Source organism: Agrobacterium sp. A3-95 (assembly GCF_053521785.1).
Genome location: NZ_JBNWDR010000017.1, coordinates 18,936 through 42,135 on the forward strand (window position 1 = coordinate 18,936; position 23,200 = coordinate 42,135).

Consider the following 23,200-nt stretch of genomic DNA (forward strand, 5'->3'; position numbering starts at 1 on the left):
GTCAATCTCAATGTCAAAAATGACTGCGGCATTGTACGAACGCCGCAGTCAACTTGTTTCGGGGTTGCCTTTAACAGGCAGCCAAACTGTTAGTTGCTCTGCAAGACCGTAGTTGCTGACGGTTCTGTTCCCTCAACGAGGATAACCTTAGGTGTCTTGGAGGCTTCGCCCGGTTTAACGATGGAGCGGGTCGGACTGGTGGCCGATGCCATCGCGGCACCTTTGGCATCCGTCTTGAACGCCACGATCGGTTCCGGCTGACCTTCGAACAACAGCGCATAAGCCGTGTCCGGCTTCAATTTCGATACGCTGAGATCTACGATATCGATCAGGCCAAGATTGCGCGAGACGACCATGCCGCCGCCTTGCGCATCTGCGGCAGGCTTCAGCATAAGTGTGATGTTCTCCGGCATGTCCTTGCGTGGTTCAAGGTTTTGGCGGCCATCGCCTGTCGGGACCGCATCCGGAACGTAGATCAGCGCTTGTGGGGCCTGGCCTGAGGGGATATGGGCGATCTTCTCATTCTTCTGCGTGTCGATCACGTCCACCGCGTCGCCGTTTTCAAGGCCAACAAAGACGCGGCTGCCGTCGCCAGAACCCCAGACACCGTGCGGCAGGGCGCCGACGGGAATGGTGGCTATCAGCTTGGCCTCGTCGTCTAGCGTGTAGACTTTTACGACGTTCTCGCCGCCGATGGTCACATAAGCCAATGTTCCGGTGGATGTTTTGGCGAACGCCAGATGGTTGGTGATCGGACCACTATCGATCACGCCCTTGACTTTCAATGTCTTGGTATCAATCCGCGTCACCTTGCCGACATCCTTGTGGGTTAGCCAAGCTTCCTTTCCATCTGGCGTCACCTGAATGAAAGGCGAGAATGGCGAGACCACCGGAATGGATGCAAGCAGCTTTTTCGACGCTACATCGAACACCTGAACGACCGGATTGAAGCTGTTGGCCACAAAGGCGCGCTTGCCGTCTGGCGTAAAGATCGTCATGCCGGGACCGCTTTCGGTCTTGATGCGATCGGTCTCCTTGAATGTCTTCGCATCGATGACCGAAAGGTAATCCTCGCCCCGCACTGTTGCCCAGACGTGTTTGCCATCCGGCGTGAAGAAGGCCTCGTGCGGGTTGCGGCCGATATAGGCGACGCCTTTGATCTTGTTTGTCTCGGTATCGATGAAGGTCACGGAATTGGTCACGGTCGAGACGGCGACGATAGTGCGGTGATCCGGCGAGAAGCCAAGGCCGTGGACGTTGACCTCACCCTTGTAGAGCGGGCTCAAGACATTCGGGCGTGGGTCGCCGAGCTTGATCAGGCCGAGAAGCGTGTTGGTCGATGGATCGATGACAGATACGGTGTTGCTGTTCTGGTCAGCAGCATAGACCCGGTCCTTGGATTCGGGCAGAGCAAAGGCTGGGGTGCTCGCCATCAGGGCGATCAGCAGGGCTGCGGAACGTTTCATTTCGAAGTCTCCGGGTTGGCGGCGACGGAGCCGCGCTGTTGTGTGAGCATCGAATTCATCAACTGAATTTCGTAAGCCTGCTCTGTGATGATCGACTGGGCGAGGTTTCGGATCTGCGAATCTTTGGTGGTGAGCAACACAGCCTTGGCCATGTCGATGGCGCCCTGGTGATGTGGGATCATCTGCGCCAGAAAATCGTGGTCTGGATTGCCTGTTTCGGGTACCGCCATCATGCCGGCATGCATTTTGTCCATGGCGACCTTCATGCTTTTGGAGAACGCAGTGGAAGTGCCGCTATCTTCCATGCTCATCGCCGGATGGTGGTCGTGGGACTGCTCAGCAGATGCACTTCCCACAAAGACGAAACTGGCAACAAGTATGAAACTGTAGACACGCATGGCAAAATCCTTTTGGCTGGAGTGGATAAGAACGCTGTGGGTCGCCGTTTATTCCATTGCTCATCCGTATTTGTTCTCACGTCGGCGTGAGCCGGGGGAGATCCCGCTCCTCGACTGGTTTGCCGGCAATTTGACATTCCAGTTAGGCACCCTGCGCGGCAGCTTGGACTGGTTCGATGGGTGTGAGTCAGATTCAGCCAAGTCCCCTATGAAACCTTGCCGTAATCCGGCGAGAGCTGTGGATAAGAAGAGCTGATAGATGCGCAAAGTGCGGCTATCGATTTGTGCTGTCTACGAGCACTCCAGACCAGATAGTTGGTCTGCGTTGGTACAGGGCTGTCCGGCCATTGCACCATCCGGCCGACGCTCAGATCGGAGGCAATCAAGGAGCGTGGAATCATCCCGATGCCCATGTCACACGCAATTGCCGACTTGAGAGACTCGTCGGATGGAAGTGTTATGATCGTGCCAAGGGGATGTCCCGTTCCGTCGAGCGCGGCTTCGAACAAGCGGCGTGATTCGGAGCCAACCTCCCGCACCAGCCAGACCGGGTTGGTGGGCCTGCGGGCATTGAGTTTGTGATATTCACAGGACGACACGAGAACGAATTCCTCCGTGTGAGCAAACTCGACTATGAGCTCAGGGCATTCTGGTTTGTGCTCGGTAATTCCAATATCGATCAGGCCTTCGTTGATGCAGCGGACGATGTCCGCGTCGTTCTTCAGGATTAGCTCGATTTCGATGTTCGGGTGGCTTTCCTTGAAGCGACAGATTTCTGTCGTAAGCCAGTAATTGCCGATCCGTGGGGCGGCGGCGATCCGAACTGTCGGATTGCCGCCAGCCAGCTCGTTCAGAACGCTTTCAGCCACCTTTGCGCGCGCCGTTACGCTTTTAGCTTCCCGCAGGAAAATCTTGCCGGCGCTCGTCAGTGTGATGCGTCGCTTGAGGCGGTCGAAAAGCTGGACGCCATATCGCTTTTCCAGGGCACCGACCGCGGCGCTCGTGGCCGACTGGGTCATGTGAAGCTGCTCGGCGGCTCGTGTGACGTGCTCTAGTTCGGCAACCGCGATAAAAATTCGCAACTGATCAAGCGTCATTGCTAGACCCTCCCATAACATCTGAGAGCATTTTACCGGGAGGTATAAATCTCATCCAACGAATAGTATCTCTATTTCCATTCGATGTTTTCGATTGATTTGGCGCGACGCGGCCTTCTGGCGTGATCAGCGACCCAGTCGATCAAGTCACGCATATACATCGCTGAATTGTGTTGGACGGTGATTGCGCCCGAACGTAGCCTGTGGGCAGTCACGGAGCCGTTCATGAAAATACCTGTCGACAGACGCGGGCTTCTCAAATGGGGAGCGACCGCCGCGATATCCTCGATTCTTCCACGTGTGCCGCTTGCGGCTGACACGCGAATGCGCTCGCGCTTTCCCGAAAAGGCTGATCTGATCCTTCTGACAGATCGGCCGCCGCAGCTCGAAACGCCGCTTCACTATTTCCGCCAGGATCTGACGCCGAACGAAGCCTATTTCGTGCGCTGGCACCTGGCTGGGGTGCCGACCCGCGTCGATCTCGGGTCTTTTCGCCTGCGCGTCGATGGCGCCGTCTCGACACCCTTGTCGCTTTCGATCGACAACTTGAAGAACGACTTCGAGGCTGTGGAGCTGGTCGCCCTCAACCAGTGTTCCGGCAACTCGCGAAGCTTTTTCGAACCGCGTGTCGCCGGCAGTCAGTGGAAACACGGAGCGATGGGTAACGCGCGCTGGACGGGGGTAAGGCTGAAAGACATCCTGGATCGTGCCGGCCTGAATTCCGGAGCGGCGGGCATCGGTTTGTCCGGTCTCGACAAGTCGCCAATGCCAACCCTTCCCGATATGCGAAAGTCGATCGAAGTCGATCATGCGCTCGACGGCAATGTCATGGTTGCCTACCTGATGAACGGCGAGCCTTTGCCACTTCTCAACGGGTTTCCCTGCCGGCTTGTTGTGCCGGGATGGTATGCGACCTACTGGATCAAGTCGCTCGATCACATCGAGGCTCTTTCGAGCCCGCTTCACAACATCTGGATGGATACGGCTTACCGGGTGCCCAACAATCCGACCGCTGTCGAAAGCGAAAAGGATCTCGCCAAGGACACCGTGCCGATCAACCGGTTCAGCATCCATTCCATTTTTGTGCGCCCGGAGCCAGATGAGGTTCTGACGGCCGGCCAGCCCTATCAGCTCGAGGGCCTCGCCATGGACAGCGGTTACGGCATCACCGGCGTCGATGTGTCGGTCGACGGCGGCGCTTCATGGCTGGCGGCTAAGCTCGATCCTTCGCTTGGGAATTTCTCATGGCGGCGCTGGAGACTGGATTGGACGCCTTCGGCGCGTGGGCCCTTCAGTCTTAAGGTCAAGGCGACCAATACGGCCGGTGAACAGCAGTTACAGGAACAATGGAACCACGGCGGCTACGCGCGCCGTGTGATCGAGGAAACCAGGGGGATGGTCGTATGATTGCCCTTCGCCTTGGCTTTTCGATCCTGTCCTTTGTGATGATCTTATCGCCAGCCGCCTTGGCAGAGGACGGCCAGCAGAAATCCATCGTCCTGGTCACTCAGCCTCCCTACCTGCCTCCCGGTCCCGGAAAGGAGGCGTTCGTGAGCAACTGTCTGACCTGTCATTCGCCACGCTATGTGACCAATCAGCCGCAGTTTCCGCGCAAGACATGGGAAGCCGAGGTCAACAAGATGATCAAGGTCTACGGCGCGCCGATCGCGCAGGGCGATGTGAAAGCCATCACCGACTACCTGGTCCATTTCAACGGTCGGGAGACAGGTGAACCATGAGCATCGACGAGGATAAGGGCACGGATGACCTCAACCAGACCGATGCGATGGCGCAAGGAGGCGCGCGGCACGACTCGGGTGTTCGGCCTCCGGCGGTTGCGATGGCCGTCGCAGTGTTGATTTTGGGAAGTGTCGCGGCCTATTTCATCGTGAAGCAGCCTGCCGTTTCATCGATCGCAGGCATCTTCCAGCCGGCGAGCCCTGCCGCGATCGATAAGGGCGCATCAACGGGCATAACAGGCGACCCCGACCGTGGGGCATCCCTGGCAACACAACAATGTTCAGGATGTCATGCTCTAACCGGTCGTCTGATTGGGCCATCCTGGCGGGAAATTGCCGCACGCTACAGTGATGGAAAGCCTCAGGAGACCTGCCTTCCGCAACTCGTCTCGGCTGTCACGCATCCAGCCCCCGGATGGCCAGGCTATCCGCAAGGGCCGGCGCAATCCTTGTCGCTCGAGGACAAGCAGAACCTTGCCGCATTCATCTTGAGCAAAAAGCCTTCTGGAGCCAGCAAATGACGCCAACCGGCCATCAAGCGGTATCGCCAAATGATGACGAACTGCCCCGCGTCGACTACGACCTCATCAAGTGGCACGGCTTTGCTGCGCTGATCACACTATTTATATCGGCGATCTTCGGGACGCTCGTTGCGATCAAGTTCACCTATCCCGAGTTCCTGGGCTCAACGCCCTGGTTGACCTGGGGGCGTCTACGCTACGATCACACGCAGGGCATCCTGTTCGGTTGGCTGGGCAATGCGTTTCTGGCTTTCCTGTATCACGCGGTTCCCCGCCTATGCGATCGTCCGGTTCTGAGCCGAGGCCTTGGATGGGTGCTTTTCCTGGTTTGGAATTTTGTCGTTCTGCTGCCGGGCTGGGCGCTGGTCCTGGCGGCTCCGTCCCATTGGCTTTTCGCATCCCAGCCGCTGGAGTGGGCCGAGTTTCCGATCTCGGTCGACGTCTTCGCCACCGTCGGGCTTTTACTGATCGTTTTGCAATTCGTGGTGCCGATCGTTCGCTCGCGCGTGCCGGGCGGTCTATACGTGTCGGGCTGGTATATCATTGGTGGCGCCGTTTTTACGCTGTTTGCCTATCCTGTCGGAAACCTCGTTCCTGAGTTTTTACCCGGAGCCGAGGGCGCAGCCTTCAGTGGCCTTTGGATTCACGACGCCGTTGGTCTCTACATCACACCCTTCGCCGTTGCGATCGCCTATTACGTCATTCCGGCCGTCACAGGTCGGCCGATCTATAGCCATTTCCTTTCAATGGTTGGCTTCTGGCTGCTGTTCTTCGTCTATCCCCTCAATGGCACACATCACTACGTCTACTCCTCGCTGCCTATGGATGCGCAAAAAGCCGCCATTGTCGCCTCAGCCTATCTCGGCATGGATGTCATTCTTGTCGTCTTCAACCAGTTGATGTCGCTTCGCGGGCAGGGCGGAAAGGTTGGTGGAGATCTACCCCTCAGGTTCGTCTTCACCGGCACGGTGTTTTATCTCATCGTCAGCCTGCAGGGTTCGCTCCAGGCCTCGATGCCCGTCAATCGGCTTACCCATTTCAGCGACTGGGTCATCGGCCATTCGCATCTCGCGATGCTGGGCTTTGCAACCTTCACGGCGGCAGGCGGTCTCATGCATATCTGGCGCTCGTTGCCGGCCACCCGCTATAACCCGGCAGCTGTCACCGCCGCCTACTGGCTGCTGCTGACAGGACTTCTGCTGATGGTGGTTGACCTGACTGCCGCAGGGCTGGTGCAGGGCGAACTTTGGGGCACGTCGGCGCCATGGATCGAATCTGTTCGTGCGTCCTCAGGATACTGGATCGTTCGTACGCTCTCCGCGGTCCCGCTCCTTGCCGGCTTCATCGCTCTTCTGGTCGCCATATCGACCGGACCGCGCTCAATCGCGGCTGGCCATATATCTCCCATTGCACGTGACCCGTCGCGCGGTTCCGTTCCAGTTCCGGCGGAGTAAGCCATGACAGTTCATCACGACAACGAACCTAAATCCCGCTGGTTCTCCTATGCGATGTGGATCGCGTTTCTTGCCGGTTTCGGGTTCTTCGCACTTTCCTTTGTTGTCCTGGGCATTTTGCCGGGGCGCCAGCTCGCGTCTCTGGTGAAGGAACAGGCACCGGTCAACATGGCGGCCTATACACCCGAACAGGAGCGGGGCCGGCAGATTTATGCTCGAGAGGGCTGTGCCTACTGTCATACACAGCAGGTGCGTTTTACCCCCGAGGACGTGGCGCGCTTCGGAGCGCCGACCGAGGCCTGGGAGACGAAGTACGACGCGCCGCAGCTCTGGGGCACGCGCCGGATCGGTCCCGACCTCGCGCGCGAGGCGACGGTGAGATCCGATGATTGGCAATTGACCCATCTTTACAACCCACGACTGACGGTTGCTGACTCGGTAATGCCCGGCTATCCATGGCTATTCGACGGCAAGGCTTCAGTGCCCAGTCAGGATGCAACCGATCTTCTCGCCTATCTTCAGGTCCTGGGCCGGCCACGCATCGATTCAGGTTATGCAGTAGCGCCACCGTCCATGGACGATCCAGCCATGGCCGGATTGCACGGCAAGGATCTCGTGCCCGCGGCGATCGCCAACGCGGTCGCGGCCGATCCGGCAAACCCCGTCGCGCCGGTGGTTACAACCGGCAGCAGTTTTAATCTGTCACGGGGCAAGGAACTGTTTGCGAGCAATTGCGCCAGTTGTCACGGAGCAATGGGTGATGGTCAATCGTCTGCGGCAGCAAGCTTGCTGCCCAGGCCTGCCAACCTGACCGCAAATCACTACGCCCCGCAGCGGGTGGCTTCCGCTCTGTGGAACGGCGTCGCCGGGACGGCGATGCCAGCCTGGCGTGACCTTCCGCAGCGCGACTTGCAGGCCTTGACGTCTTTTGTCGTATCACTCAATCAGGACCGTGCAACTGACGGCAATGTGGATGCGCGGCTCGTCACCAGAGGCAGCCAGATATTCGCCGCCAATTGTACGACCTGCCACGGACCACAAGGGGGAGGCGATGGACCTGCTGCAACGGCGCTCCAACCTCGCCCTACCAACTTCCATATCGAGCGCCCGACCGAGGCCCACGCTTTGAGCGCCATTACGGACGGGATACCCGGAACATCCATGCCCAGCTGGAAGACCAAGCTCGATGACGCGGATCGGCGCGCTGTCGTCGCCTACCTGCGATCGCTTTCAGCCACACCACTACAAGGAGAATGAAATGTTTGCCGGCATCGTCATCGCATCGACCGGGATTGTCCTCGCGCTTTCTGTAGTCTGGTTGCGAAACCCGGCGTTCAGACGCTGGGTCGAAGCTCCAAAATATCAGATCCTCACACAGGAGAAGCGCTTCGACAGGCCGCGATAAGTGGGCAACATGTCATCAGCGGAGGACCTTTGGTCTGGCGTTGCGCCGTTGAAGGATCTTCGGCGACCGATGGAGCTTATACGGCAGTTCACTCCAAACTGGTTTGCGGCCGTCATGGGGACCGGAATTGTGGCTCTCGCCCTGAACGAGTTTGTTTCGACAGTGCCTGCGCTTCATAGCGTTGCATTCGGGCTCTGGCTGCTGAACGCCGTGATCTTCATTCTCATGCTTGTCATCTACGCCGCGCGCTGGATCCTGTTTTTCCAGGAGGCCAAACGGATCCTCGATCATTCTGTCGTATCGATGTATTTCGGGTGCATTCCCATGGCGCTCGCAACCGTGATCAACGGGCTGGTTATCTTTGCCACGCCCGCGGTGGGCACTCAAGCAATCGATATAGCTGTTTGGCTCTGGATCGTGGATGTCATCATTGCGATAGCATGTGGGATCGCCGTTCCATTTCTGATGTTCACACGACAGCAGCACTCGACCGAAGGAATGACGGCGATCTGGCTGCTTCCGATCGTAGCAGGCGAGGTCGCAGCATCCTCAGGGGCGGTTTTGGCCGATCACTTGTCCTTGGAACCGGGCGCGCAAATGATCGTCCTGGTCAGCTATATTCTGTGGGGCTTCTCCGTGCCCATGGCATTTTGCATAATGGCCATTCTTGTCCTGCGGCTATCACTCCACAAGCTACCGCCCACGACCATGGCGCCGTCGATGTTCCTGACGCTGGGTCCAATCGGCACGGGCGCTCTGGGTGTACTGGCGCTCGGCACTGTCGTTCTCAAGATCCCCTCTATGGCGCTGCATGCGGCATCCCTGCATAGTTTGGGCATGGTTGGTGGCCTGGTATTGTGGGGCGTAGGCGTCTGGTGGATCGGGATCTCAGTCCTTTCGACGATCAAGTATTTCAAGCGAGGCCTACCGTTCAATCTCGGTTGGTGGGGATACGTGTTCCCGTTGGGCGTGTTCTCGATCGCGACCTTGAGATTGGGCGAGGTCACTGGACGACAGGAGTTCTGGTGGGTGGCCGTCGTCCTCGTCGCATTGCTCACCGTGGCTTGGAGCTATATTTTCTGGCGTACGGTAAAGGGCGCCTATTCTGGCACTCTGTTCGTCGCTCCGTGTCTCAGCAACAATTGAAACCCAATATTCATGCAGAATGTTGAACTCGGCACTGGGAGAGACTTCCGCAAAACGTTCTCCCGCCTGAACTTTACACAGTTTGACCGTCCTGGCTGAAAGAGTGGCGATCCCGATCATGCGGGCAACGCCTTTCAAGGCATGGGTCAGCCAGGCAGTCGACGTCCTGCATCAGACATCGTGTGGTTCCCGATGACACGGGCCGCCCTGAAATGCCTTTTCGGGTCGTTTTTGCCCGGCTAACACGCGACGACTTTGTCTCGGCTATCGAATTTGTTGCCGCACAGCGTCGGCGACCTCATCAAAACTCCTCTTTACCTCAATTCGCTCGCCATTGACGAAGAACGACGGTGTGCCGGCAACACCAAATTTCTGATTAGCCTCCGTCGTCGCGGCATTGAGCTTATTCAGATAGGCCTGATCGGCAAGAGCGCGGTCGAAAGCGGCACGGTCGATGCCCATGCTAGCGGCGATCTCGCGCAGTGCATCCTCGGCATTGGACGCCGAAGCGATCTCATCGAACTTCGACATGAAGGTCGATACGGTCTCATCGAATTTGTCCTGTCCCCGCGCGTTCGCCAGCATGAAGATGACGGCATCCACCGAGTTTCGCACGAAGGGCCGGTAGGCGATCTTCAGCTTTCTTGGCGTGACATACATATTCTGTAGCTTTGGCAGGTCTTTGTCATGGAAGTCGATGCAGTGGCCACAAGTGGGGGATGAGTAGACAACCAATGTGACAGGAGCGGTCTTCTCTCCAACGAAAATGTCCTGGAACACAGCCGGGTTCATCAAGCCTTGCACAGGTTCGGCGTTGGCCGTTGTTACACATCCCAGCGCAATGCCGCCGACGACCGCGGCCATCATACGAAACGTCATGTCTTCTCCTGTTGGGTTTGTGGAAACGCTCCGGCTTGGGCAAATACCAGAGTGCTGTGATATTCAGTCCGCCTTGAGGCAAGGCGAGACGAAGAGCGAGCGGTCGAGGGTCCCTTTGATCGTCTTGGCTGCGACCAGCAACCACATGCAGGCAAGGGTCGTGACAAGGACCGCGCCGAAGACCGCTATGGCCGACATTGGCACCATTGTCGAGAGACGAAGCGTGGCGACTGCAAACACGCCAAGCGGGAAGGTGTAGCCCCACCAGCCGATGTTGAAGGGCAGGCCCTCGCGAAGATAGCGTAGGGTGATCAGAACCGCAGTGGCCAGCCACCAGATGCCATATCCCCACAGAAGGATCGCGCCGAGGCAACTGGCACCGCCGAAGGCCGGAGCAACGCTTGCCAACCCGTTCGCCGACAGGACAGCCGGTCCAGTCTGGCTCATCACGAGAAGGCCGAGGGCTCCCGTTCCGATAGGGCCGAGCGCCAGCCAGCTCGAGGCGGCCATGTTGACATGAGGAAGCTTGTGGACGGCCATGCGCAGGAACAGGATGACCAAGACGCTCATGGCCAGCGGCACCGAACAGGCCCACAGAACCAGGCTGGTCATCAGCACCGTCAACTGTGTCTGGGCATCGGCGATATGGGGCAGAAGCAGACCACCGCTGACGGCCGCCACCTCGCTGGCCACGATCGGCAGCAGCCAGACTGCGGTCATCTGGTCGATCGAATGCGACTGGCGGGTGAACATCATGAACGGGATGGCGAGGCCGCAGGCAAGCGACATTGAGACGTCAATCCACCACAGCATCGTTGCGATAGCTACCGCCGTGTCGCCGATATGCGGAATGCCGTAGATCAGAAAGCCATTGATGATCGTGGCGAGGCCCATAGGGATGCAGCCGAAGAACATCGATACGACCGAATGCGAGAAGACGCGGCTTGCCTCATGGAAATAGAGCGTCCACCTTGCAGCGTAGAGCGTTGTGCAGGTGGCAAACAGCAAGATATTGAATAGCCAAAGCGCCTGACCGATCGCGAAAAGCCACGGATGCCCAGGAAACTGTGCGAGGGCGACCGAAAGGATGCCGGTGCCCATCGTGGTGGCGAACCAGTTCGGAGTAAAATTCCGTATGATATGGCCTTGTATGGCAACATCCGGAATTGGTTTGATGGCCTTCTTGAAGGCAACAACTTGTTGCATGGCGTTTCTCCTGATCGTTGAAAAGAAAATACGCGACGCCGTCAATCAGTTCCAACGCATAGTTCAGAATAGATCATTCGGCATTTTCGATTGATCAAGCGTTTTGGCGGCGGCTTCGAAAGCCGCGTGCAGGCGGTCGCGCAGCGTTGACGAGGTATTGATGAGCGTCGGACTTGGGTGAGGAGCGAGGATAACCTTCACTCCAGCATCCTCCAAAGCTCGCCCGGCGGCACTCGCCACCGATCCGGCAAGGATTGCTGCTTTCAAGTTGGGAAGGATCGACAGAAGATCGATGATCTGCTCTATCCCGGCGCGCCGCTGGCTGACCGTGATTGACCTTTGGCTGGCACGCACCCAGGGAATCGTATTCCAGAGGATAATATCCTTCCGCGGTACGGAGGCTGCAGCCAGAGCGCTACGCAGATTTTTCGCTGTGCCGGTCGGGTTGTCGATCGAGACGAAGCGCCGGTCGATATCGACCGCGCTGGGACCGGGTGTCTCCAAAAGAATCAGCAGTCGCGCGCTGACCCCGCCGTCGAAAGGGTCGAAGTTGGGGATGCGGCTGCCAGAAGCCTCTTGAAGACGCTTGCGGTAGGCATTCAGGGGTCGCATCTTCTGGCTATCGAGAGCGGCCAATCGCTCGTTCTGGCGCTCTGCGTGCCAAAGGGTTTTCGCGCCACGGTATGTCATCGATTTATCGTGGCGCCGCATTTGGATTTTGGCAATCCTGCCATTAAACACTCACCGCAATGATGGCAATTATCGTCCCACCAATGGCAAGCGCTATGGGCAGTGATGCAATTTGCAGCAATGCCTCACGACCGGAGATGCGACCTGTCGCAATATCGACATCGCCTTCGAGAAATTCGGAAAAGCTGCGTGGTTGTGCAGGCTCGTCTGCCTGATGTGCATAGGCTCCGCCGACGACGAGCAGGCCGAAAAATACCGCACAGATCAACGTAACCATGATGAGTGACAGGATGGCGTCTCCATGTCCGAACGCAATCCAGGCCACTGCAATAAGCCAGGTTGCCGAGGCGAGCGGTATGGCTACCGCGCCGGGGTGGATGGAGGTCGTGGTTCGGATATTGCGGCGAAGTGGATGAACCTGATTTTGTGGGGTCTTGATTGCACTTGGCATATCTGCCTCCTTTACTGTGCAGGTGACCCCAAGAGCATGCATCCTACTATTGATCATTTCCAACGCATAATTGCGATCTGAAAGTTCGATATTCTCGATTGGTCTCGCGCGGCGAAGGCAGTCGCTAACGATGCTTTCCGCCCGCGCCAAACCCACGCTCTTGAGACTATTGCTGAAACTACAGCGAGAACCGAACTCAAATGGCCAGTTGCGCTTCGAACGCAGCGGCCGCCTTGCTCCGATAGCGCTCCTTGTGGCGCAGAAGAAAGAACGGGCGTGGCAGAGGTGAATAGTTCGCCTCGACCAGCAGGCCACTGGTGAGCTCAGTCTGGGCAGCACTTCGCGACGTGAGCGTCGCGCCCATGCCCGCCTCGACTGCGCCGAGCACGGCTTCGTTGCCAGGCAGCACGATCGCAACCTCTAAAGCCTGCAGCTTCAGCTTTTCCTCGGCAATCATTGCCTCGAAGGCGAGACGCGTGCCCGACCCGGGTTCGCGCAGCACCCATGTCGAATCTGCAAAATCCGCCTTGCCGACCTTTTTGCCTTTGGCCCACGGGTGGGTTGGCGAAACGACGACAATCATCTCGTCCGTGGCAATCATGCGTGACGATAATGTAGGGCGGTCGACCACGCCCTCTACAACGCCGAGCTCGACCCGACCGGCCTCGACAGCATCGGCTACCGCCTCGGTATTGCCGATGCTGATATCGAGTCCAAGACCGGGATAACGTGAGTGGAACTTCGCCAGCCTGGACGGCAACCAATAGGCGCCAACGGTCTGGCTGGCCATGACCGACAATTCTCCGCGCAAAAGGCCCGCAAGGTCGCTGAGCGCAGACTCGGCCGCTTTCGCTTCAGCCAAGACTTGGAGTGCATGTTCGAGAAAGATTGTTCCGGTTTGGTTGAGGACGATCGATCGGCCAACCCGATCGAACAGGGTTATTCCATGACGCTGTTCTAATGCATTGACCGCAGCGCTGACGGCAGACTGCGTCATATTCATCGCCTTGGCGGCTTTGGTGATATGTTGGTGGCGTGCAACTTCGGCGAAGATGCGCAACTGGTCGAGGGTCATGGCAAACTCACAATGGATCTGGGTTCAGCTATAATCGATTTTGTCGAATGTTTAGAGCGAAATTATGCGATGGAACTGATGCAGGATGGCGCTAGTTTCCTTCCAACCAGACACGGATGAAACATCATGCTGAAATCCATCATCATCGGCGCGGCGATGCTCGTCGCCACGACAGCACCAACGCTTGCCGCCGATATCCACGTCTATGGTCCCGGTGGACCACTCCCTGCCATAAAGGAGGCGGCAGCCGCCTTCGAGAAAAGCTCAGGCAACACGGTGATCGTTACCGCCGGCCCAACGCCGCAATGGATCGGCAAGGCTAAAGACAATGCCGACCTGATCTTCAGCGGCTCAGAGACGATGATGTCGGATTTCGTGAAGGCGATGGACGGCCAGATCAAGGACGCCGATGTCGTGCCGCTCTACCTGCGCCCCTCGGCGATCCTCGTGCGTCCGGGGAACCCGGACAAGATCACCGGCCTCGCTGATCTCTTCAAGTCTGGCCATAAGGTGCTCGTCGTCAATGGTGCCGGGCAGAACGGCCTGTGGGAAGACATGGCCGGCCGGACCGGTGACATCGAGAAGGTGAAGGCTCTTCGCGCCAACATCAAGACGTTTGCCGCCAACAGTGCCGAAGCCAAGAAGGCCTGGACCGAGGACAAATCCTTCGATGCCTGGATCATCTGGAATATCTGGCAGGTCGCCAACCCCACGCTCGCCGACGTCGTTGAGGTCGAGCCGGACTATCGCATCTACCGCGATACAGGGATCGTGCTGACCGAGCGCGGTGGCAAGAATGCCGACGCCAAGGCGTTTTCGGAATTCCTTCAGGGCCCTGAGGCCAAGGCGATCTTTGCTAAGGCCGGCTGGACGACCCCTTCGAAATAACCCTATCCCCCGTCAGGAAAGATAATGGCAATGCAATCCACTCCCAAAAAGATCGCCGTGACCGGTGCTGCCGGCCAGATCTGCTACTCCCTGCTGTTTCGGCTGGCGAATGGCGACCTCTACGGCAAGTCGCAGCCGATCGAGCTACGTCTTCTCGATCTGCCTCAAGCCCAGGACGCCGTTCGCGGCGTCGTCATGGAGCTGGAAGACTGCGCGTTTCCGCTGCTGCACAACATCGTCATGACGGATGATCCCCGCCAGGCGTTCGAGGGTGTCGATGCGGCGTTCCTCGTCGGCTCCAGACCGCGATCAAAGGGTATGGAACGGCGGGACCTGCTTGCTGCGAATGCAGAGATCTTCAAGGTGCAGGGCAGGGCGATCAACGAAGTCGCCGGACGCCAGGCCAAAATTTTGGTGGTTGGCAACCCTGCCAACACCAACGCTTCCATCCTGATCGCCAATGCTCCGGACTTTAACCCAAGGCAGGTCAGCTCGATGATCCGGCTTGATCACAACAGGGCGTTGACCCAACTGGCGCGCAAGGCCGCCTGTGGCGTCGGCGACATCGACAAGCTCGTTGTGTGGGGCAATCACTCGCCGACCATGTTTGCCGACTGGACCTATGCAACGGCTGCCGGCAGGCCCTTATCCGAGACCATCGCCGACGACCATTGGTACAAGGAGGTGCTGATCCCTGAGATCGCAAGGCGTGGCACCGCCATCATAGAGGCGCGCGGCGCGTCGTCCGCGGCATCCGCCGCAAATGCGGCGATCGATCAGATGCGTGATTGGATGCATGGCACGGATGGGCGCTGGACATCGATGGCTGTTATATCGCAGGGGCAGTATGGCATACCGGAGGGTCTGGTGTGTGGCGTACCTGTGATGTGCGAGGACGGTGATTATAGCGTCGTTGAAGGTCTCGATCTGGACGGGTTTCAGAAGAGTATGCTGGAGAAAACGATAGAAGAGCTCGTGGGCGAGCGCGATGGGTTATCCTGATATGGTGGGACGGGGAGGCTGGCACAGAACCTGTGCGGAGATTGCACGCGTGTTCTCCTCAAAATTTGTGAGAATAGGCGCCAGCCTCCGAAGAGGCGAATGCCGCCACGACGATCAGCGAGCTGCAGCTTGACGGGCTGGTTCAGTTTTATCTTTCAAAATCCGCTTCGACCGCCGAATGGGAAGGACGAAGCCCTCATCCAGATAGGCGTCGTCGGGGATGAAGCGCTCGAACAAGCGTATCCGGCTGGAAACCGACATAGTCGGTAGAACTGCGATCAAATCTTGTCGCCAAGGCCATCTCGTCGGATTGTTCGTCGCCAAGGTACTTGCCACTGTACCGATAGAACGATTGAGTATCTGTTCAAAATATTGCGCTTCAATTGTCACCGGCACCTTGGATGCCCGCCGCAGGTCATAAGCGCAAGAGGTGCAGACATGCTGGCCGACAAGCCGTGGCTGAGCGAAGGCGGTAATCCCTCGGTGGCACGATGGGCAACGGTCGCGTAATCCGCACCCATGGATAAAGCAAGAGATTCTAGTCGAATGTCGCCATCGTCTCCGAAAATATGGGGGCTGATCAGAACCGAGGCACGCAGGACAGAATTGCAGCCACGTCGCAGCAGCACGTCGGGCTTTGATGACCAGTGGTAGCGGCATGTGTCTGTAATCACATGGCTGCAAGGCCATTGACGACAATCGGTCTCTCGGAATTCCAGATCCCTCCGAGAGCTGGTCCAAGACATCGTCCTGAAGTTTTAAATCGAACCTGGCAGACCACATTCTGTGGCGCAGTCCAAGAACGCGCGCAAAATCTCGCGGTGCTACGCCATTGGCAGAAGCGATCCGATGTAACCAGCTCGACAGGAGTTCGTCGGCGTGTGGTTCTACTTTGACCGGCCACCGTTCATACACAACGCCCCGGTAGCGCTCCTGCGGAATGACCACCATCAGTGACGGCCCAAGCAGGCTCAAAGAAGCGCCTCACGAATGGGCCCATGCCGTCTTTTGGACAGCGGAATGTACCGCAGGTTATCGATGGAGGATCTGGTGATACGTTCGTCTCCCTCCTGGATTGCTGCAATCGCGGCCTTGGTCAGGATCGCGACGATCTCTCCGATCAGCCCCTCGGAAAGACCAAGAATGTGTCGGGCCTTTCGCTCCGCCGACAGATCCGAGCTGCGTGCGAGGGGCAAGGCGGCCTCGAGACTGTCCAACAATGACAGGTAGGCCTCATCGTACGACCAGCGCGGAATCGGAAAGAGTTCGAATCGGCTCGCCATCTCGCTGGTTGCACATATGTAGTCGTAAACCGTGACCTCTCCGACCAGAACCGGCGAGATATCGTATTGCCGACCAATGCGACGCAGAAATGCGAAGACTGCTTCAACGTCACGCGGCCGGCCCCTAAGCGCGTTGTGGAATTCGTCAAAGATCAGGACCTTTGGCCTGAGCGCCGCAAGGAGATGGTCGAGCTGCTCTGCTTTGCGTCCGACAGTCCACATATCGCCGCCCGGCGCGTTGAGCGCGTGGAGAATGCTGGCGTAAAAATGGCCAAGTCCTGCACCTCCCCGGGTCTGGACGATCCAGACCTTCTGGTCTGCGGAGGCCTTCAGGCAATCCACGGCAAATCGTTCGACGATCATCGTCTTGCCATTGGCGTAAGGCCCGACAATCATCAGCCCTTGCGTGCGCAGTGAAGGAGGGCGTGACAACAAATCCGATAGCCGCTGATGGCTTTCGATCGCAGCTTGATGCCCGATCCACCTCGGAGCTCGGATATACGCGTTCCGCTCCGCAATGGTGCGGTCGAGATAGGGGCGAACATGTTCGAAGAGGTGATCTTCCATAGCCGACTACCAGTCTTCGACCTGTAGTCGGGCCTTTGGCCGCTCCTGCTGGATCGATTGTGGCGGAACCGATTCCGATGTTTCAGCCATTCGTTTTTCCGCGGTCGCGGCATAAATGCCCCGCGCCGCATTGCGCAGCCGGCGCTTTAAAGCCCGGCGGTGTCGGCAATCGTAGCCATTTCCCGGCGCAGCGAGACGATCTCGACGCTGGATCGGCCGCATAAATCGCGCCTTCGTGCCCTTTCGGCCCGATGCTCCCACAGTGTGATACTGGCGACCACGCCATCTCGCCGCTCCACTGCCCGAAACACTTGTGTTTCGGGGTCGCGAACAAAGATCTGGCTTATATCGCGGGGATCGTATCGCACTTCGAGCTTACTGAGCCGATCTCGTTCCGGCACCAGCCTGCCAATCCAACTCGAATAGTAGTGCAGCGCGAACAGACTGATCCCTTGAGGCGACAATTGCCTTTGACCGGCCGGCAAGAAGGAGAGCAGCACATGGTGCTGGTCGTCGATGATATGAGGGTGGCCTGACGCACGCTGCTCCCACTCCTTGGCGGGAATGTTCAGCGTTTTCGGATTTTGATGGCGATTATGATCCAGGATCGCCAGGACCACGCACCGCTCCAATTCGGAAAATGAGAGGCGGGCACGGTGTTCGGCAGGATATTCGTCACGAGCTGCCACGGAACGTTTCGTGGTGCCCGGTAATGTTGCCAACACACCGTTCAGCTTTCCGAGAAGCCGTTCCACGACGCCGCCGTGGTGAACCCGAGCACGATCCCGATATCGAATGCGGATCCCGTATTCGTCGCAGCCTCGCTGAAAAGCATGCCCCTTGAACTCCATCGCCGAGTCGGCCATCAGCAGCCGGGGCCTTCCATACATTGGCCAGTCATGGCGAATATCGCGCGATGCGAGCCAGCCATCCTTGGGGCAAATCGCCTGCGCAAGGCAAAGCGCGACCGACAGCACCGAGGGTTTTTCCAGCGATAGGCAAAAGCCCAGGATGGCACGGGTAGCAACGTCCGATACCAGTGTCAGATACGCCCGCCCAACGAAAACCCCAGCCCCATCGATGACCTCGACGAAATTTACATCCGTCGGCGTGTGGTCGATCTGGCAGACATCCAATGGGTTTGTTGCATGGATGTATCCAGGCCGTGGCTTCAGCCGCAACAGATGTTTCGGATTGGCCGAGCGCTTCCTCGCGATCGTTTCGGCTGAAAACAATTCAGGGATCCTGCGCGCGACAGTGACATACGATGGCTGGGACAGGCCTGCCTCCTCGCAGCGCGCGCGGATTTCGGCGACGACCGGAGCCAATGGCGGCGCTTCGAGGGTGAGCCACTGCTCCTGCAAAGTTCTCGCAACGATAGCTTCGACGTCCGCCGAGATCCGCTTTCGCCGGGGGCCGGATGTGCGCGGCAGGAGCGCGGTCACCGTTCTGTCGGTTCGATATCGGGCCAAGAGATTGTATATTTGTCGGGACGACAGCCTCAATTCCGCAGCAGCGCGGTCAATGGCCGATTTGCGCGAACCGTATCCTTCCAGGATGCGATCCAGTTGGTCCGCGAGCCTGCGCGCAGCCGCCCAATCGGCTTCAGTAGATTCACGGGCAGGTGTCGATCGGCAATATTGAAATGGATTTGGCACATCTGGCCTCATCGAAATCGTTAGCGATAATCGTTCCTACCAATAACGCCTAACTCTAACAGCCTAATGACGATTTCCAGTTTGAAACCTCAAAGTAAAAGCCACAGCAGAAGTGCTGCAGCACAAGCAAGCTATGTAGAGATTGGCAACCAAGAACTCATCCAAAAGAGGACACAGCGCCTAGTAACATGCGCACCAGGCGGAACGCTAAGTGACTATGTTCCATTTTACTTCACGCCCTATACGCCTATGATCTATAACATCAAGACAGGCTATGGTGTGCCGCAAAAGCCACTGAAAGATATCGTGATCCTAGTCTCGTCGTTGCCAAAGCTGCAGAAACAGAACAGGCTCTTCGTGTTCAGTGACCGCCATGCTTACCTAAAGACTGCTCAGTTTTCTAACGATCTGGCGGATTTGGACAGGATCATCTGGTCAGTGCTTCAATCGCGTGACTTTAAGCGTGACGATCTGGACAAGTTCGAAAAGTATCAGGCCGAGGCGCTTGTGCATTGGCACGTTCCTGTGGATGCCCTGATCGGGATTGCCTGTTATGACACCGAAACCCGCGATAACGTGCAGCAGTTGGCTGGTGCGCACGGCGTAGCCGTTCAGATCGTCGCTCAAAGAAGCTGGTTCTTATGATGATTGAATTCACCGAAGGAAATTTGCTGGATTCCGACGCCGAGGCGCTTGTGAACACGGTCAACACCGTTGGCGTCATGGGTAAGGGTGTCGCGCTCATGTTCAAGGAAGCATTTCCAGAAAATTTCAAAAAGTATGAAGCTGCCTGCCACGCAAAAGAGCTGCAAGTCGGAAGAATGTTCGTAACCCGTCGGGACTCGTTACTGGGGCCGAAGTGGATTGTGAATTTTCCAACTAAGGCTCATTGGCGTTACCCGTCCAAAATGGAATGGGTCGAGCGGGGCCTTGATGACTTGAAATCCGTGATCTTTCACAACCACATTCGATCCATCGCCTTGCCACCTCTCGGCGCTGGCAATGGCGGACTGGAATGGGCGGAAGTCAGAAAACTGATGGTCGAGAAACTCACCGACCTCGAAAATGTTCATGTTGTCATCTATGAGCCGACGAAGAAGTATCAGAATGTGGCTAAGCGGACTGGCGTTGAGAAACTTACGCCTCCGCGAGCTTCGATAGCGGAATTGATAAGACGTTACTCGATCCTGGGTATCGAATGCTCACTTCTTGAAGTTCAGAAGCTCGGATACTTCCTTGAGCGGTTTAATCAAAAGCTATCGCTCCCGAAGTTTGAGTTCGAATTTAGTGCCAACAAGTTTGGACCTTACTCAGAGAAGCTGAAGCATATGTTGAACGGGCTTGATGGCAGCTATCTTCACTGCGACAAGCGTCTTGCCGATGCAGGTCCTTTCGAGCCAATACGATTTGACGAGTCGAAGCGCGACATGGTTGCGCTCTTCATGAAGACCGAGGGCAGAGGCCATCTGCCAGCCCTCGAAGCAACCTCGACCCTTATCGATGGCTTCGAATCTCCCCTTAGTATGGAACTGCTTTCAACTGTCGATTGGCTGATTGTCGAAATGGGCGCGGACCCCACGGTTCCCTCGATCCGGGAGAAGCTCGGGTCTTGGCCGGGAGGAAAAGAGTCGGCGGATCGAAAGCTGCAGCTGTTTGAAGATCGTATCGTCGAAATAGCACTAGATACCCTCAGACAATCTGAGCTCGTTGCTTAGACCGGTCGCGGAGAAAGTCTGATGAACGGTAACCGTAGCAATACAATTGCAGGCAAACCCACGCAGGATCCAATTCATCCAGAGCCAGGAACCTGTAAGGATGCTGCCGCTCAAGCCCTTGGATCTAAGGGTGGGAAGAAAAGGGCCCAAAGCCTGACGGCCGAACAGCGTTCCGCTATCGCTAGGACGGCAGCTTTAGCGCGCTGGTCGCGTAAGCGGGATTCTGCTAGAGAGGAGCTGCCTTCTCAGGATGTCTGACGACCAAGACTACGAAGGATGCGAGCGTGTGATGCATCGGTCGAGCTTCGTATCGTTGCCCATTCTGCTGGGTGAACCATCTGTGTGGTCACGCAAGGACTACCCTTCGCCTATTTTTTTTTGAGATCGGTCTGAGAATTCAGGAACATCGGAAGGAATCTTCGTTGTGGCTTCAGGCGCAGAACGTCGGTCGCGGCGATGGTGTTCGAAGTTCGTCGGGCACCGCCCGCATCGGTCACGATCTCAAGGTCGGGATTGATCATGACGCTGGCGTGGATATCGTCCATATGGGCAGGCGTCATATTGTAGATGCCCCGGTAAAAGTCGCCGACCAGAATTGCGTCCCCGTATTTGTTGACCAGTCTCGGGATATCGTCATTAGGCTGATCGCGCGCGCGAACCCGATCGGCGTCCTCAAACAGATAAAGTCCACTTGAGGGATCGGGCGCCGTGTACGAAAGCATCCTCAAGCCTGAACTACCGAAGTGCGACTGCATGGTGCTGTTGCGATGTAGGACGTTGCTAGATTCCTGCCTGGCACGATAGTTATTGGCGAAATGGATGAGCCAGTATCGCCAACCCGTGGGATTGTTGATGGAAAATGGGCTTACAAACGCCGCGGCGCCCTAAGGGCCTTCCTCTCCCCCTAATGATGGCGATCCTTGTGGTCGCGGCTGCCATGTCCTTGGAACAGATGCATCAGCGGGTAGGCAAGCAGCAGGAGGTACGGCGCCAGCCCCAACGCGTGAGCCCAGTGTTCGCGGATTCTGAAGAAAGCAACGACGATGATGAGTGAGGCCGCCATCAGCAGCCATGTGCGAGACAAGTTCATAGGTTGATGCTTCTCAGTCTGAGGGAGTTGGCGATCACGCTGACCTATGAAAGCGCCATCCCCGCGGCTGCGATGATCGGCGCCAGAAGAAGCCCGAAGGTAGGATAAAGGACGCCTGCGGCGACGGGAATGCCTGCGGCGTTGTAGATGAAGGCGAAGAACAGGTTCTGGCGGATGTTTCGCATCGTCATCCCGCTCAACCGCCGGGCACGCGCGATGCCTTGCAGATCTCCCTTCAGGAGGGTCACTGCGGCGCTCTCGATCGCAACGTCGGTGCCTGTCCCCATCACTATCCCGACATCCGCGGCCGCCAATGCGGGAGCATCGTTCACGCCGTCTCCGGCCATGGCGACGATGCGGCCGTCGTTCCGGAGGCGTGCGACGATCTTGCTCTTGTCCTCTGGCAGGACCTCGGCCTCGATCTCGGCGATGCCCACCTTCCGCGCCACCGCCTCAGCCGTCGTCCTGTTGTCTCCCGTCAGCATCACGACCCGAATTCCTTCGCCCACCAGTGTTCTGACCGCTTCCGGCGTGGTCGCCTTGATCGGATCCGCTATGGCGAACAGGCCTGTCAGCACACCGTCCGCCGCCATGAAGATGACACTAGCTCCTTCGCCGCGCAGTTCCTCGGCTTTCGATGCCATCACTGACACATCGACGCCGGCCTCGCTCATGATTCGGTGGCTGCCCAGGATCAGGTTCGTGCCTTCGACGGTTCCCGTCACGCCCTTGCCAACCGGGCTGTCGAAGTCCTGTACGTCGCCAAGCGGAATGTTTCGGTCAGTGGCGACATTCACGATCGCCGACGCCAAGGGGTGTTCGCTCGAGCGTTCCAGGGTGGCCGCGAGCCGGAGCAAATCCGTTTCGGACATGCCCTCGCGGGGCGCGATCGCCGTGACCTTGGGGCGGCCTTCGGTCAGGGTCCCGGTCTTGTCGACGATCAGCGCGTCGATCTTTTCGAGGCGCTCAAGAGCTTCGGCGCTCTTGATGAGCACGCCGAGCCTTGCGCCACGTCCAACTCCAACCATGATCGACATGGGAGTGGCAAGCCCCAGCGCGCAGTGGCAGGCGATAAAGAGAACGGCGACCGCCGCAATCAGGCCATGCGCGAACCGCGGTTCCGGCCCGACCAGCAGCCACGTGACGAAGGACACAACGGCGATCGCGATCACCACGGGGACAAACCAGCCGGACACCCTGTCCGCCAGGCGTTGGATGGGAGCACGCGATCTCTGCGCCTCCGCGACCATCCGGACGATCTGCGACAGCATGGTGTCGCGCCCGACCTTGCCAGCCTACTTGTTGAAGCCACCTGTCTGGTTCATCGTGCCGCCGATCAGCTTGGCTCCAACATCCTTGGTCACTGGCATGGACTCACCTGTGATCATGGATTCGTCGACGGAACTTCGCCCCTCGAGGGGTGCGCGCGTGGAGAGACCCGTCCGTGCGTGGAGCTTCTGCTCGAGTGCG

General features: G+C 57.8%; 23 protein-coding genes and 2 pseudogenes. 11 read left to right on the forward strand and 14 right to left on the reverse strand.

Annotated features, from left to right (window positions below):
* Positions 1-89 precede the first annotated feature (89 nt).
* The 3 genes from ACQZ5Y_RS27375 to ACQZ5Y_RS27385 all read right to left on the reverse strand — a co-directional run bounded on the left by ACQZ5Y_RS27375 (position 90) and on the right by ACQZ5Y_RS27385 (position 2,961).
* On the reverse strand, positions 90-1,466 hold the full coding sequence (locus ACQZ5Y_RS27375) for a YncE family protein (protein ID WP_165137459.1): 1,377 nt from the start codon (positions 1,464-1,466) through the stop codon (positions 90-92).
* Positions 1,463-1,864, reverse strand: a complete 402-nt coding sequence (locus ACQZ5Y_RS27380) for a DUF305 domain-containing protein (RefSeq protein ID WP_174060267.1) — start codon at positions 1,862-1,864, stop codon at positions 1,463-1,465. The genes ACQZ5Y_RS27375 and ACQZ5Y_RS27380 overlap by 4 nt, the downstream gene beginning before the upstream one ends.
* Positions 1,865-2,070: 206 nt before the next feature.
* Positions 2,071-2,961 carry a LysR family transcriptional regulator gene (locus ACQZ5Y_RS27385; protein ID WP_174060268.1) on the reverse strand — a complete coding sequence of 297 codons (891 nt, stop codon included), beginning with the start codon at positions 2,959-2,961 and terminating at the stop codon, positions 2,071-2,073.
* A gap of 225 nt (positions 2,962-3,186) precedes the next feature.
* Here ACQZ5Y_RS27385 and ACQZ5Y_RS27390 point away from each other — a divergent pair, with 225 nt between their 5' ends.
* From ACQZ5Y_RS27390 to ACQZ5Y_RS27420, 7 genes are all read left to right on the forward strand, one after another.
* Positions 3,187-4,368 (forward strand): molybdopterin-dependent oxidoreductase, encoded by a 1,182-nt coding sequence (locus ACQZ5Y_RS27390; RefSeq protein WP_174060269.1) that lies wholly within the window; start codon positions 3,187-3,189, stop codon positions 4,366-4,368.
* Positions 4,365-4,700, forward strand: coding sequence for a hypothetical protein (locus ACQZ5Y_RS27395; RefSeq protein ID WP_174060270.1), 336 nt, complete (start codon positions 4,365-4,367; stop codon positions 4,698-4,700). The genes ACQZ5Y_RS27390 and ACQZ5Y_RS27395 overlap by 4 nt, the downstream gene beginning before the upstream one ends.
* The gene (locus tag ACQZ5Y_RS27400; protein ID WP_174060271.1) at positions 4,697-5,221 is read left to right on the forward strand and encodes a c-type cytochrome; all 525 of its coding nucleotides are present in this window, start codon (positions 4,697-4,699) and stop codon (positions 5,219-5,221) included. The genes ACQZ5Y_RS27395 and ACQZ5Y_RS27400 overlap by 4 nt, the downstream gene beginning before the upstream one ends.
* Positions 5,218-6,675, forward strand: coding sequence for a cbb3-type cytochrome c oxidase subunit I (locus ACQZ5Y_RS27405; RefSeq protein WP_174060272.1), 1,458 nt, complete (start codon positions 5,218-5,220; stop codon positions 6,673-6,675). The genes ACQZ5Y_RS27400 and ACQZ5Y_RS27405 overlap by 4 nt, the downstream gene beginning before the upstream one ends.
* Before the next feature lie 3 nt (positions 6,676-6,678).
* The gene (locus tag ACQZ5Y_RS27410; RefSeq protein WP_174060273.1) at positions 6,679-7,932 is read left to right on the forward strand and encodes a cbb3-type cytochrome c oxidase subunit II; all 1,254 of its coding nucleotides are present in this window, start codon (positions 6,679-6,681) and stop codon (positions 7,930-7,932) included.
* A 1-nt stretch (position 7,933) separates the two neighbouring features.
* Entirely contained in the window at positions 7,934-8,080 is a 147-nt protein-coding gene (locus ACQZ5Y_RS27415; protein ID WP_174060274.1) for a hypothetical protein, read from the forward strand.
* A 69-nt stretch (positions 8,081-8,149) separates the two neighbouring features.
* Entirely contained in the window at positions 8,150-9,226 is a 1,077-nt protein-coding gene (locus ACQZ5Y_RS27420) for a TDT family transporter (protein WP_236763098.1), read from the forward strand.
* Positions 9,227-9,490: 264 nt separating this feature from the next.
* Here ACQZ5Y_RS27420 and ACQZ5Y_RS27425 read toward each other — a convergent pair whose 3' ends face one another.
* From ACQZ5Y_RS27425 to ACQZ5Y_RS27445, 5 genes are all read right to left on the reverse strand, one after another.
* Complete coding sequence (locus ACQZ5Y_RS27425) at positions 9,491-10,105, reverse strand: DsbA family protein (RefSeq protein ID WP_174060276.1); 615 nt, start codon at positions 10,103-10,105, stop codon at positions 9,491-9,493.
* 63 nt (positions 10,106-10,168) lie between these two features.
* Positions 10,169-11,311 (reverse strand): TDT family transporter, encoded by a 1,143-nt coding sequence (locus ACQZ5Y_RS27430; RefSeq protein ID WP_174060277.1) that lies wholly within the window; start codon positions 11,309-11,311, stop codon positions 10,169-10,171.
* A 63-nt stretch (positions 11,312-11,374) separates the two neighbouring features.
* Complete coding sequence (locus ACQZ5Y_RS27435; RefSeq protein ID WP_174060278.1) at positions 11,375-12,001, reverse strand: uracil-DNA glycosylase; 627 nt, start codon at positions 11,999-12,001, stop codon at positions 11,375-11,377.
* 43 nt (positions 12,002-12,044) lie between these two features.
* On the reverse strand, positions 12,045-12,452 hold the full coding sequence (locus ACQZ5Y_RS27440; RefSeq protein ID WP_174060279.1) for a hypothetical protein: 408 nt from the start codon (positions 12,450-12,452) through the stop codon (positions 12,045-12,047).
* Positions 12,453-12,648: 196 nt separating this feature from the next.
* A complete protein-coding gene (locus ACQZ5Y_RS27445; RefSeq protein ID WP_174060280.1) occupies positions 12,649-13,527 on the reverse strand; it encodes a LysR family transcriptional regulator in 879 nt (292 codons plus the stop codon).
* A gap of 126 nt (positions 13,528-13,653) precedes the next feature.
* Here ACQZ5Y_RS27445 and ACQZ5Y_RS27450 point away from each other — a divergent pair, with 126 nt between their 5' ends.
* Entirely contained in the window at positions 13,654-14,415 is a 762-nt protein-coding gene (locus ACQZ5Y_RS27450; RefSeq protein WP_174060281.1) for a substrate-binding domain-containing protein, read from the forward strand.
* 24 nt (positions 14,416-14,439) lie between these two features.
* Positions 14,440-15,417, forward strand: coding sequence for a malate dehydrogenase (locus ACQZ5Y_RS27455; RefSeq protein ID WP_236763100.1), 978 nt, complete (start codon positions 14,440-14,442; stop codon positions 15,415-15,417).
* A 114-nt stretch (positions 15,418-15,531) separates the two neighbouring features.
* On the opposite strand, the gene ACQZ5Y_RS27460 is transcribed toward ACQZ5Y_RS27455, so the two are convergent.
* From ACQZ5Y_RS27460 to ACQZ5Y_RS27470, 3 genes and pseudogenes are all read right to left on the reverse strand, one after another.
* Positions 15,532-16,368, reverse strand: a complete 837-nt coding sequence (locus ACQZ5Y_RS27460; protein WP_174060282.1) for a TniQ family protein — start codon at positions 16,366-16,368, stop codon at positions 15,532-15,534.
* A 20-nt stretch (positions 16,369-16,388) separates the two neighbouring features.
* Positions 16,389-17,267, reverse strand: coding sequence for a TniB family NTP-binding protein (locus ACQZ5Y_RS27465; RefSeq protein WP_174060283.1), 879 nt, complete (start codon positions 17,265-17,267; stop codon positions 16,389-16,391).
* A gap of 6 nt (positions 17,268-17,273) precedes the next feature.
* A pseudogene (locus ACQZ5Y_RS27470) lies at positions 17,274-18,937 on the reverse strand (Mu transposase C-terminal domain-containing protein).
* Between the two features lie 54 nt (positions 18,938-18,991).
* Here ACQZ5Y_RS27470 and darT point away from each other — a divergent pair.
* Together darT and darG are read left to right on the forward strand one after the other, a co-directional pair.
* Positions 18,992-19,570 (forward strand): type II toxin-antitoxin system toxin DNA ADP-ribosyl transferase DarT, encoded by a 579-nt coding sequence (gene darT / locus ACQZ5Y_RS27475; RefSeq protein ID WP_174060284.1) that lies wholly within the window; start codon positions 18,992-18,994, stop codon positions 19,568-19,570.
* Positions 19,567-20,640 (forward strand): type II toxin-antitoxin system antitoxin DNA ADP-ribosyl glycohydrolase DarG, encoded by a 1,074-nt coding sequence (darG, locus tag ACQZ5Y_RS27480; RefSeq protein WP_236763102.1) that lies wholly within the window; start codon positions 19,567-19,569, stop codon positions 20,638-20,640. The genes darT and darG overlap by 4 nt, the downstream gene beginning before the upstream one ends.
* A gap of 368 nt (positions 20,641-21,008) precedes the next feature.
* Here the strand turns inward: darG and ACQZ5Y_RS27485 are convergent, their stop codons facing one another.
* From ACQZ5Y_RS27485 to ACQZ5Y_RS27495, 3 genes and pseudogenes are all read right to left on the reverse strand, one after another.
* Complete coding sequence (locus tag ACQZ5Y_RS27485) at positions 21,009-21,395, reverse strand: hypothetical protein (protein WP_174060285.1); 387 nt, start codon at positions 21,393-21,395, stop codon at positions 21,009-21,011.
* Between the two features lie 149 nt (positions 21,396-21,544).
* Positions 21,545-21,730 (reverse strand): DUF2933 domain-containing protein, encoded by a 186-nt coding sequence (locus ACQZ5Y_RS27490; protein WP_174060286.1) that lies wholly within the window; start codon positions 21,728-21,730, stop codon positions 21,545-21,547.
* Positions 21,731-21,774: 44 nt separating this feature from the next.
* A pseudogene (locus ACQZ5Y_RS27495) lies at positions 21,775-23,148 on the reverse strand (heavy metal translocating P-type ATPase); the annotation flags it as partial.
* Positions 23,149-23,200: the final 52 nt, after the last annotated feature.

Coding starts and splice junctions, on each gene's coding strand:
- ACQZ5Y_RS27395 (WP_174060270.1), top strand. CDS start 4,365: ATGATTGCCCTTCGCCTTGGCTTTTCGATCCTGTCCTTTGTGATGATC.
- ACQZ5Y_RS27460 (WP_174060282.1), bottom strand. CDS start 16,368: ATGGTGGTCATTCCGCAGGAGCGCTACCGGGGCGTTGTGTATGAACGG.
- ACQZ5Y_RS27445 (WP_174060280.1), bottom strand. CDS start 13,527: ATGACCCTCGACCAGTTGCGCATCTTCGCCGAAGTTGCACGCCACCAA.
- ACQZ5Y_RS27450 (WP_174060281.1), top strand. CDS start 13,654: ATGCTGAAATCCATCATCATCGGCGCGGCGATGCTCGTCGCCACGACA.
- ACQZ5Y_RS27490 (WP_174060286.1), bottom strand. CDS start 21,730: ATGAACTTGTCTCGCACATGGCTGCTGATGGCGGCCTCACTCATCATC.
- ACQZ5Y_RS27440 (WP_174060279.1), bottom strand. CDS start 12,452: ATGCCAAGTGCAATCAAGACCCCACAAAATCAGGTTCATCCACTTCGC.
- ACQZ5Y_RS27375 (WP_165137459.1), bottom strand. CDS start 1,466: ATGAAACGTTCCGCAGCCCTGCTGATCGCCCTGATGGCGAGCACCCCA.
- ACQZ5Y_RS27425 (WP_174060276.1), bottom strand. CDS start 10,105: ATGACGTTTCGTATGATGGCCGCGGTCGTCGGCGGCATTGCGCTGGGA.
- ACQZ5Y_RS27405 (WP_174060272.1), top strand. CDS start 5,218: ATGACGCCAACCGGCCATCAAGCGGTATCGCCAAATGATGACGAACTG.
- ACQZ5Y_RS27380 (WP_174060267.1), bottom strand. CDS start 1,864: ATGCGTGTCTACAGTTTCATACTTGTTGCCAGTTTCGTCTTTGTGGGA.
- darG (WP_236763102.1), top strand. CDS start 19,567: ATGATGATTGAATTCACCGAAGGAAATTTGCTGGATTCCGACGCCGAG.
- ACQZ5Y_RS27465 (WP_174060283.1), bottom strand. CDS start 17,267: ATGGAAGATCACCTCTTCGAACATGTTCGCCCCTATCTCGACCGCACC.
- ACQZ5Y_RS27420 (WP_236763098.1), top strand. CDS start 8,150: ATGGAGCTTATACGGCAGTTCACTCCAAACTGGTTTGCGGCCGTCATG.
- ACQZ5Y_RS27435 (WP_174060278.1), bottom strand. CDS start 12,001: ATGACATACCGTGGCGCGAAAACCCTTTGGCACGCAGAGCGCCAGAAC.
- ACQZ5Y_RS27485 (WP_174060285.1), bottom strand. CDS start 21,395: ATGCAGTCGCACTTCGGTAGTTCAGGCTTGAGGATGCTTTCGTACACG.
- darT (WP_174060284.1), top strand. CDS start 18,992: ATGACGATTTCCAGTTTGAAACCTCAAAGTAAAAGCCACAGCAGAAGT.
- ACQZ5Y_RS27415 (WP_174060274.1), top strand. CDS start 7,934: ATGTTTGCCGGCATCGTCATCGCATCGACCGGGATTGTCCTCGCGCTT.
- ACQZ5Y_RS27455 (WP_236763100.1), top strand. CDS start 14,440: ATGGCAATGCAATCCACTCCCAAAAAGATCGCCGTGACCGGTGCTGCC.
- ACQZ5Y_RS27400 (WP_174060271.1), top strand. CDS start 4,697: ATGAGCATCGACGAGGATAAGGGCACGGATGACCTCAACCAGACCGAT.
- ACQZ5Y_RS27385 (WP_174060268.1), bottom strand. CDS start 2,961: ATGACGCTTGATCAGTTGCGAATTTTTATCGCGGTTGCCGAACTAGAG.
- ACQZ5Y_RS27390 (WP_174060269.1), top strand. CDS start 3,187: ATGAAAATACCTGTCGACAGACGCGGGCTTCTCAAATGGGGAGCGACC.
- ACQZ5Y_RS27410 (WP_174060273.1), top strand. CDS start 6,679: ATGACAGTTCATCACGACAACGAACCTAAATCCCGCTGGTTCTCCTAT.
- ACQZ5Y_RS27430 (WP_174060277.1), bottom strand. CDS start 11,311: ATGCAACAAGTTGTTGCCTTCAAGAAGGCCATCAAACCAATTCCGGAT.